Origin of the sequence: Veronia nyctiphanis, assembly GCF_004116385.1 — a bacterium.
Lineage (GTDB): Bacteria > Pseudomonadota > Gammaproteobacteria > Enterobacterales > Vibrionaceae > Veronia > Veronia nyctiphanis.
This window is the reverse complement of record NZ_PEIB01000033.1, coordinates 50,000-59,216: the sequence shown is the minus strand read 5'-3', so window position 1 is coordinate 59,216 and position 9,217 is coordinate 50,000. Positions and strand designations below refer to the sequence as shown.

At 41.6% G+C, this 9,217-nt stretch carries 12 protein-coding genes and 1 pseudogene; 9 read left to right on the top strand and 4 right to left on the bottom strand.

Annotated elements, in window-relative coordinates:
• A partial coding sequence (tnpA, locus tag CS022_RS20030) for an IS200/IS605 family transposase (protein ID WP_129123731.1) occupies window positions 1-213 on the bottom strand: 213 nt, incomplete at its 3' end.
• A 201-nt stretch (window positions 214-414) separates the two neighbouring features.
• On the opposite strand from tnpA, the gene CS022_RS20025 reads away from it, so the two are divergent.
• The 9 genes and pseudogenes from CS022_RS20025 (at window position 415) to CS022_RS19985 (ending at window position 6,800) form a co-directional block, all read left to right on the top strand.
• A complete protein-coding gene (locus tag CS022_RS20025) occupies window positions 415-1,095 on the top strand; it encodes a class I SAM-dependent methyltransferase (RefSeq protein WP_129123730.1) in 681 nt (226 codons plus the stop codon).
• Window positions 1,096-1,115: 20 nt separating this feature from the next.
• Complete coding sequence (locus CS022_RS20020) at window positions 1,116-2,105, top strand: 3-oxoacyl-[acyl-carrier-protein] synthase III C-terminal domain-containing protein (RefSeq protein WP_129123729.1); 990 nt, start codon at window positions 1,116-1,118, stop codon at window positions 2,103-2,105.
• Between the two features lie 4 nt (window positions 2,106-2,109).
• Window positions 2,110-2,670, top strand: coding sequence for an AMP-binding protein (locus tag CS022_RS28260; RefSeq protein ID WP_129123728.1), 561 nt, complete (start codon window positions 2,110-2,112; stop codon window positions 2,668-2,670).
• Window positions 2,580-2,792 (top strand): annotated as a pseudogene (locus CS022_RS20010) (AMP-binding protein); the annotation flags it as partial. The gene CS022_RS28260 and the pseudogene CS022_RS20010, both read left to right, overlap by 91 nt.
• Complete coding sequence (locus tag CS022_RS20005) at window positions 2,792-3,772, top strand: AMP-binding protein (RefSeq protein ID WP_235869815.1); 981 nt, start codon at window positions 2,792-2,794, stop codon at window positions 3,770-3,772. The pseudogene CS022_RS20010 and the gene CS022_RS20005, both read left to right, overlap by 1 nt.
• A gap of 12 nt (window positions 3,773-3,784) precedes the next feature.
• Window positions 3,785-4,855 carry an acyl-CoA desaturase gene (locus tag CS022_RS20000; RefSeq protein WP_129123725.1) on the top strand — a complete coding sequence of 357 codons (1,071 nt, stop codon included), beginning with the start codon at window positions 3,785-3,787 and terminating at the stop codon, window positions 4,853-4,855.
• A complete protein-coding gene (locus CS022_RS19995; protein ID WP_129123724.1) occupies window positions 4,839-5,096 on the top strand; it encodes an acyl carrier protein in 258 nt (85 codons plus the stop codon). The genes CS022_RS20000 and CS022_RS19995 overlap by 17 nt, the downstream gene beginning before the upstream one ends.
• A gap of 9 nt (window positions 5,097-5,105) precedes the next feature.
• Complete coding sequence (locus tag CS022_RS19990; protein WP_129123723.1) at window positions 5,106-5,978, top strand: class I SAM-dependent methyltransferase; 873 nt, start codon at window positions 5,106-5,108, stop codon at window positions 5,976-5,978.
• Window positions 5,979-6,800 (top strand): enoyl-CoA hydratase/isomerase family protein, encoded by an 822-nt coding sequence (locus CS022_RS19985; RefSeq protein WP_129123722.1) that lies wholly within the window; start codon window positions 5,979-5,981, stop codon window positions 6,798-6,800. It abuts the gene before it with no gap.
• Window positions 6,801-6,832: 32 nt separating this feature from the next.
• Here CS022_RS19985 and CS022_RS19980 read toward each other — a convergent pair whose 3' ends face one another.
• The 3 genes from CS022_RS19980 to CS022_RS19970 all read right to left on the bottom strand — a co-directional run bounded on the left by CS022_RS19980 (window position 6,833) and on the right by CS022_RS19970 (window position 9,137).
• A complete protein-coding gene (locus CS022_RS19980) occupies window positions 6,833-7,282 on the bottom strand; it encodes a hypothetical protein (RefSeq protein ID WP_129123721.1) in 450 nt (149 codons plus the stop codon).
• A gap of 161 nt (window positions 7,283-7,443) precedes the next feature.
• A complete protein-coding gene (locus CS022_RS19975) occupies window positions 7,444-8,448 on the bottom strand; it encodes a S66 family peptidase (RefSeq protein ID WP_129123720.1) in 1,005 nt (334 codons plus the stop codon).
• Between the two features lie 266 nt (window positions 8,449-8,714).
• Window positions 8,715-9,137, bottom strand: a complete 423-nt coding sequence (locus tag CS022_RS19970) for a nuclear transport factor 2 family protein (protein ID WP_129123719.1) — start codon at window positions 9,135-9,137, stop codon at window positions 8,715-8,717.
• Window positions 9,138-9,217 lie beyond the last annotated feature (80 nt).

The window sequence follows — 9,217 nt, the reverse complement described above, 5'->3', positions numbered from 1 at the left end:
TTTGGGGGGAACCTTAACGACTAGGTGAACATGGTCAACTTGAACGCTCAGTTCTACCACTTCACATCCTAATTGACTGCAATAAACATGGATGCATCGAAACACCTCCTTGCCTACTTTGTTCTTTAAAATCCTAAACCTATATTTCGGCGTCCATACAATGTGATATTGACACCTCCAGTACACATGCGATGCTTGCTTGTATCTACTCATGCTCTATGTCCTCTTCGACTTCGCTAAAAATCGAGAGTCCGTTTAGCATGGGTAGATAGACAGGCAAAGCCTACCTGAATGATAACCACCTACTGAAGTAGGTGGTTTAGGGCTGAAAAATCAAAATTAAGACAATAAAATACCAGATGGGAAATACAATAAAACTCAAATAAACCTAAATAAATCTAAATAAATATTAAAATGCTCTTAAAGAATACTCTTTCAGATATCAAGAATGAATATAGTTTCATTGAAACTTTTTTATATGACAGATGGATATCACCAGCAATAACTAATGCTAAAAATGAGATTTTTTCACCGGAAACAATGCTAAATAAAATCCAGAATAAAGGCCACGCTTTAGATGTTGGATGTGGCGGAGGCCAGCTTGCTTTAGCCTTGCATGAACTTCGCCCTGATCTTAACATTAAAGGTATTGATCTAAGCTATCACCAAGTAAATAGAGCAAAGAACCGTACATTAAACATCAAAGATATAGACATTTCCTATGGAAACGCACTTGAAATACCATTTCCTGACAACTCTTTTGACTTTGTATACTCAATTGCTTCTATAAAACATTGGAAAAGTAGAAGGCAGGGTGTTGAAGAGTGCTTACGTGTTTTAAAAAACGATGGAACGTTAATGATAATGGATGCAATGAAAGGGAGTAGTGACGAAGATATAAGTAATTTCGTTGAGTTGACCAAGATACCCAGCTTCATAAAAAACAAGTGGAAAAAAGTATTCAAGCATAAAGTTTGCAAACCCTCGCTTGATATCAATGAGATACACTCGTTAATGAATGACTTAACGGTTGAAAATTATGAGTTACTTAGAGTGGATAGCTCGCCGTCTTTTCAGCTCATTATCAAACCGTAATTATATCTGAGTCATAAATAATGAAAATAATCGGAACTGGTAAAGCGCTACCGAAGCGACTCGTACACTCTATTGAAATTGACGAGTTATTAAATAAGGAACATGGCTGGACACAAAAAACATCTGGTGTCATTCAACGATATTTCCTTGACCCTGATTCAGAATCTGTATCTACGCTTGGTGCTCAGGCTGCCGTTCAGGCTCTTGAGAACGCTGGATTAGAAGCCAACGATGTCGATCTGATACTCTCTGCTTGCGGAACGCAAAAGCAGATTCTACCTGGCACAGCCGTGTTCATTCAAAAAGAACTGGGGTTGGGAGATAGTGGCAAACCTGCATTTGATATCAACGCTACTTGCCTTAGTTTCCTGGTTGCGATTGATGTGGCTTCAATGTATCTGGAATCAGGTAAGTACAAGAACATTCTAATTATATCGGCCGATATTGCGTCAGTAGGAATCAACCATGAGCACCCGGAAAGCTTCTCTTTATTAGGAGATGCAGCCGCTGCAATAATCGTGAATAATGCCGGGGAGTCGGATAATTCATCACTCCATGGTTTTAAACTGTCAACATATGGTGATTATTCGTCCCTTTGTCAAATCAGAGGAGGTGGCACAGATCTTTACCCAACTAAGTTTGATAAGAGCAACCCTCAACCATTTTTGTTTGAAATGGACGGCATGAACTCCTATAAGTTTGTATCGCAGCATCTATCCTGCTTTGTAGATTCATTACTAAGTGAAAGTAAACAAGATATATCCAGCATACAACATATAATTCCGCATCAAGCCAGCAAACTGGGTATGGCTCTGGTGAAAAGACAGCTTTCGATTAAAGATGATAGATTAGTTTCAACCCTCGAAAAGTACGGTAATACGATATCAGCATCAATACCAATTACGCTTCATGACGCAATTTGTTCAGGGCATATTAGAAGAGATGATAAATGTCTATTAATTGGTACAGCTGCTGGCATGAGCTTAGGCGGTGCGGTAATTACCTATTAACACTATGAGTATATCTAATATTATTGCCAAACAGGCAAGTACGTCGCCAAAGAAAAAAGCATTTATTTTTCATCATTTCAATCGGTCTAATGATACCACTGAAATAAATTATGAAGATCTGTATAGAAAATCTATTGAAGGTTCAATAAGCTTAAAGACATACAATAACCAGAATGTATGCCTATTATTTCCTGCTGGTATTGAATTTATTATTGCCTATTTTTCTTGTCTATATGCGGGGGTAACTCCCGTTCCATTAGCTACGACATATTTGCGAAATAACAGTCAGGCTCTTTCTAATATTATTACTGATTGCAAATCTCCTCTGATACTCACATCAGATAACTATAAAAATCTTCATTCGAGAAAACTGGATGATATTGAGAAAATTTCTGGCGCTAAAGTGACTACTTTTTCGAACCTTACCACCTTCGCGGCGCAAAGCGATATTCAGGTTACTATTCTAACGAAAGTACTGCATTGCTGCAATATACCTCAGGTTCAACGGGTGAACCGAAAGGTGTCGTCCTATCTCAAGATAACATCATTGCAAACCAACAAATGATCCTCGAAAACTTTGGCCATAGCAATGAAAGTGTCGTTGTAGGCTGGTTACCTCACTTCCATGACATGGGGCTGATTGGAACATTCTTCAACCTGTTTTCATGGGAGGTACATGTGTATTAATGGACCCAATGTCATTTGTGCTCAAACCGCTTCGCTGGCTTTCTCTGATTTCTCAGTACCAAGCCACCACAAGTGGCGGACCAAATTTCGCCTATAAATTGTGTACTGAAGCCTTGTTATCCCATGATGATTTGGAACTAGACTTGTCATCATGGAGTCTCGCTTTCGTAGGCTCGGAAACCGTCAGAAAGGATACGCTTGTAGCTTTCTCAGAGGCTGCCGCCCGTTATCGCTTCAACAAGAATGCGCTATACCCTTGTTACGGGCTGGCCGAGGCGAGCCTTTTCGTAAGCGGCGGATTCTATTCCAACGATACAACGCCTCACGAACATCCAGAAAAATTCAAAACTCCTGAGCAGGTGTCCTGCGGTAAGCCTGCAAATGGCATTGAACTGATTATCGTTGATCCTCTGACAAGACAATTATGTCCTCCAAGGGAAGTTGGCGAAGTATGGCTTTCAGGCTCTTCTATTTCTGAAGGTTACTTTAATAAGCCAAAACTTAACGAACAGGTTTTTTCGGCTCAATTAGAGGATCTTCAATCCGAAAGTAAGTTTCTAAGAACGGGTGACTATGGGTACCTTTCTGAAGGAGAGCTTTACGTCGTGGGCAGGCTTAAAGATATGATGATCATCAACGGCAAAAATGTCTACCCGGAAGACATTGAGTCATGTATTGATATTTGCCCTCACCAAAGAACCGGTTTGCAGGGCACTTCTGCCTTCTCATGCGACATCGAATCTGATGAAAAGTTAATCGTCGTACAAGAGGTTGGGAAAAACACCCAAACTACGTCCATCGAGAAAATAAAGAGTGACATCAAAGAGTGTATTGTCGGCTCATTTGGTGTTTGCCCTCACGAAATACTCATTATCAAAGGCCGCGGTTTACCGAGAACATCAAGTGGGAAAATCCAACGTTCAAAAGCAAAAACCATGTACCTCAATGGCCATTTTCACTCACGCCAGACAGTCGAATAGGAAATCCTGAACATGTTGAAAAAATCGACTAAGCATCAGAATATAGAAATGGACACGCCAGGATATGACATCGACGACAATCAATTAAGTAACCTTTATAGGCAAGATGTTAAAACGCGTCGAGTCGATAAGCTGTTGGCATTTTTTGTCACGTTCAGCCCACCTGTCGGGGTGTTGGTTGCGCTCTATCTTGCCGCAACAGGCTGGTACCAAATCAGTGCCTTTGAAATTTCGTTGCTTGTTGTCACACACATTATTGCTGTTGCTGGTGTTGAATTAGGCTTTCATCGTTATTGTGCACATCGTTCATTCGAAGCATCAAAATGGACTAAAATCGTCTTGCTTGCCATGGGCTCAACAGCTGTTCAAGGTCCTGCAATCTGGTGGTCAGCCGTTCATAGAAAACATCACAAATACAGTGACAGGCCCAACGATCCACATTCAATCTATATTGCTCCCTCTGGTACAACCGAATATCGCTCCGGCTTTTGGCAGCATCTGTTTGGTTTCATTCACTCACATGTCGGATGGATATGGACGGCGCAAAGCATTCGCTTTTCTGGCTGGACACACTACGTGAATGATCTTTATCGTGATAAAGAAATACTATTTATTCATGTCAATTATCTGTATTTCCTCGCCGCTGGTTTTGTAATTCCAGCTCTCGCGGGCGCGACTTACTATGGTATCAGTCATAACGAAACACAAATTGTAAAAGGCTTTATCGTTGGCTTTTTGTGGGGAGGGCTGGTTCGAGTATTTACAGTAAATCACCTTTTCTATTGGTCTATCAATACCCTGTCGCACTCAATAGGTTCGCGTCCATTCAAAACGAAAGACAAAAGTACAAACTCAATTCCTTTGATCTTTGCCCTGCCGACATTTGGGCAAAGTTATCACAACAACCATCATGCTTTCCCTCGTTCTCCCAAAATGTCTTATACGTGGTGGGAGTTCGATATCGGATATGCATGTCTATGGTTACTTAGCCGTGCTGGTTGCGTAGAGCTTCGTTCAACGCCAACTCAACTACAAATTAAACATAAAAAAACAAGGACGTTTAGAAATGCACACCAACGCTAAAATTTCTCATTTTGTTACGGAAAAACTTGCTGAATATATAGGTATCTCAACAGTAGATATTTCTGATGACATCGCCTTTGATAGATACGGACTCGAATCGACCCAAGCCGTGATGCTAACAAATGATCTGTCCGACTGGTTGGGGGTCGACTTAGATGCCACTGTATTGTACGAGTATTCAACAATTAAGAGATTAGCTGAGTACCTTACTGAACATGTTGTCAGTCAGTCGTCACAGTGAGGTAATTGAATGAATCATGTCACTGAAAAGTTTGGCGCATCACAAGAAGCCATAAGTCACCATTATGACCTCAGCAATGCGTTCTATGAGTTATTTCTGGACCGTCACATGCTCTATTCCGCTGCATTATTCCGTCATGACAATGAGTCTCTCGAAGAAGGGCAAATAAATAAAGTTGACTACCACATAGAAAACATTGCTCTTCAGTCTCCTTGTCAGGTCCTTGACATTGGATGCGGCTGGGGAACAGTTCTAAGCCGTTTATCTGCGTTAGGGCATAAAACAACAGGCCTAACCTTAAGCAAAGAACAACAAAAATATGTTAACCGAATGGCGTTGCCCCACTGCGATGTGAGGCTTGAGAACTGGCAAGATTTCACACCTAGAGAAAAATTTGATGGCATCATTTCTATTGGGGCCTTCGAGCACTTTGCCAAACTAGAGGATACGCAAGAAGAAAAGCGCACCGCCTATAAACACTTTTTTACACGCTGCAGAGAACGTTTCTTGAAGCCAAATGGTAAGCTTTCACTTCAGACGTTTGCTTATGGCAATCATGTCGACCGTCAACAGGCAAAACAAAAAGCATCAACACAGTTCCTGTCTGATGAAATTTTCCGGGAGACTGATCCTCCACACCTCACTGACATTTTTGCTGCAAGTCGTGGTGAATTTGAAATCGTCTCTTTTCGAAATGACAGGTTTGACTATGCTCGTACTCTCAAGTTTTGGCTTAGAAACCTGAAATCTCGCAGAAACGAGGCTATTCAACTCGTAGGCGAACAACAATACGCCAACTTCGTCCAGTACTTACAATACTCATATATTGGGTTTCAGACGGGGAACCTCGATCTCTACCGTTTTGAAATGAGGGCTCTTTGAGTGATACAAACACTGAGTACTCTCGCCTTGTTAAAAAGCGAGAAAATAGGGAATGTTCTGAATGTTGCCATTAATAATCCTCCGCTCAATATGTTGGATGTACCGTTGATGGAAGACATGTTATCGCTGATTGACCTGAGCGAGGGCGATGAAGAAATTAAAGTCATTATTATCAGAAGTTCGGACCCCGAATTCTTTATCAGTCATGCTGATTTGACACTCTTCCAAAATCACGATTCCCCAGAAGCCAAAAAGCTCCTCGATATGTGTGAACTTTTCGCACATAAAATCAGGCAAAGTTCCATTATATTCATTGCTGAAATAGCGGGGAGAACCAGTGGAGCGGGCTGCGAGTTCATCGAGGCTCTCGACATGAGCTTCGCGGCAATCGGTAAAGCGTTTTTCAGGCATCCGGAAGTCAGTCTTGGTTTAATGCCATGCAAAGGCGGAACCCAAATGTTGCCGCAAATTATCGGAAAAAAACGAGCCATGGAGATGATCCTGACCGGGTCATTTATTGATGCTGATATTGCAGAGCGGTTCGGCTTGATCAATCGTGCCGTTATGCCAAGCGTATTACAAAGCTTTGTTGACAAAACAGCTAAAACCATTGCACATCACCCAAAAGCGTCAATCGCCTCAGCAAAGAAAGCAATTAACATTAATCATAAAAAAGAAGCATGGAAAGTCGAAAGAGAGTTATTTAACAACGTGGTAAAAACTGAGGCGTGCCAAAAACGTCTGGGACACTTTTTTGCTCATGGGGGGCAAACTCGTGAAGGCGAGTTATCATACGTTGCACCACCTTATTTAGAAGACTAGGTGGTGCAATTATGGGCAACAGTAATAATAAATCAGGCTGATTGGTCGAACATATTCAGGTCTTCAACATCAGCGGGTTTTTCAGTTTCGGCTTGATCTTCGGGAATCAAAATCTCGCCCGCTTTTTCTTTACCGCTCTCTAAGAAATCGCCACCTTTTTCTTTCGCGTCATCCCAAAGGTCGCCACTTTTCTCTTTGGTAGCATCCCAGACATCGGTGCTTTTTTCCTTAGTCGTATCCCAAGCGTCAGTTCCTTTCTCTTTGGTTTTATCCCAAAGCTCGCTGCTTTTATGCTTTGTGCTGTCCCACGCATCTTCACTGGTCTCTTTGGTTGCGTCCCAAAGATCTTCGCCAGCACCAAGCACTGAATCCCAAGCACTGGAAGCAGAAGACTTCGCTTTGTCCCAACTACTTTCTTCAGCATTAGCCATGAAGGACACACTAAACAGAAGTCCAATCAATACTGTTTTCTTAGCGCTCATTTCACACCCTCTCGATCGTATTCTTTATTTTATTCATAATATTGCGTTGAGATTCTACCAGATAGTATGACAGAGACTGACAGGTTTGACCTACCAGTCTCATATTAAAGACACTGAATAAACACTTAGGTTCTGACTACAGAGTGACAAAAATGAAGAATTTACTGCCAACCATCCACTAATGAGATCGATTTTTGTTCGAAATCGACAGTCACCTTTGCCCCCAAAGGCAAAGTCAGCATTGGGTGTGTATGGCATGAGTCAAAGTCAGAAACGACAGGGACTTGTTGACCATTGAGCACCTCACGCAAGACTTCAAGCGGCTGTCGGCCTGTACCTTTGTGATCAAATAGCTCATGCTTTCCTAAAAGAATCGCAGACAATTTGTCAAACACACCACAAACTTTGAGATGAGCAAAACTTCGCTCGACAGCGTCGATACCCATGAGACTGTCTTCAATCAACAAAATATCACCCCGCTGAACCTCTGGCATAAACTCACTGCCCCAGATACCAGCCATGGTATTTGGATTGCCACCAATGAGACGCCCGGTGAACACTCCCTCACCGTGAAAATACCATGCGTTTGGAAACGTGTTTTTGGGGCCTGATTGCTGTTGCCAGTCAACCATTTCATCCGTCCATCGCTCTGGCATCATGTACGCATGAGCATCACCAATAGAATCGACAACAAGTTGTTTAAAGCTGCTGAACGTCTCATCGACCAAAGGAGGATATTCACCAAATGACGCCAGCAGCGCAGGACCATAGAAGGTAACCAAACCTGTTTTCGCATAGATGCCCAGTAGAAGCGCAGTAACGTCTGAGTAGCCAATAATGATTTTCGGATCTTTCAGCAGTGCATCGTAATCAATGTAAGGGAGCAAAGCATTGCTGTTAAACCCTCCGATAGTCGACATGATACAACGTACACTTGGGTCTCGGATAAGTGCATTAAGTTCGTCCGCTCTTTGTTGAATAGAGCCTGAGCGATACTGATCACTTATCCCAGTCAACTGCCCTGCTTTGATGTTAAACCCTTTTTCTTTCAGGTAAGCAATTCCTCTCGCTGTTCTCTCAGGCATATTCGCAGTTATAGGAAATGATGGTGAGAAAAAGCCAATAGTGTCGCCAAACTTTAACGGTGGAGGGAGAATCGTTTCCATAGTGACCTCATAGATACTGCATACAAAGGCCAACTTACCAGTGTGAGTTTATTCAACAATCATACGAATGATGACTTGAGAATGAAGTCACATGTGCGTATTGAGTACGATTTTCAAAACAATGCAGGGTTATTTCCTGTACAAATGTAAACAATATTGTTTATTCATTTATATATAATTAGAAAATTAAACATCTTATTTAGAGATTCTTTAAATAAAAACGCTCAGGCTTTAATAAGAATGAGCGTTCATTTTATAGCGAGTATTTACAGATCCCAAAAATTATCTTCAGCTTCTTGGTCATCAGAGAAAAGCCAGACTTCTGCTATCTTTCCATTATTCAGACGGAAAAGGTCTTTGCCCTTCATATCAATTTCATGGCTTGTCCCACTAATAGTCTTGGAGCCACTGAATTTAACGGGTGCTGCAACGTACTCGCCATTCGCCATAGCCCTACCATCAGGCTGAACGACGAAGGTACCTTGGCTTTCTTCCATCATTCCTGCAACCATACCACCAATACCGGCCATACCGTGTTTTTCACCAGAAAACTTATTATTACCCGGCTGATGCCAAACAACATTTGCCGAAAATAGGCTAGCGAAAGTTTCCATATCACCTGTCGCCAAGCTGTTAAAATAAGTATCGATAATCGCAATATTTTTTAATTGAGCGTCTACTACTGTCATTATAATTCTCCTAAATTTTATATTTATTTCTCTTTTCTTGTAACGGTTATTTGTTGTTGTTCGCCGTCATAGTAATTACT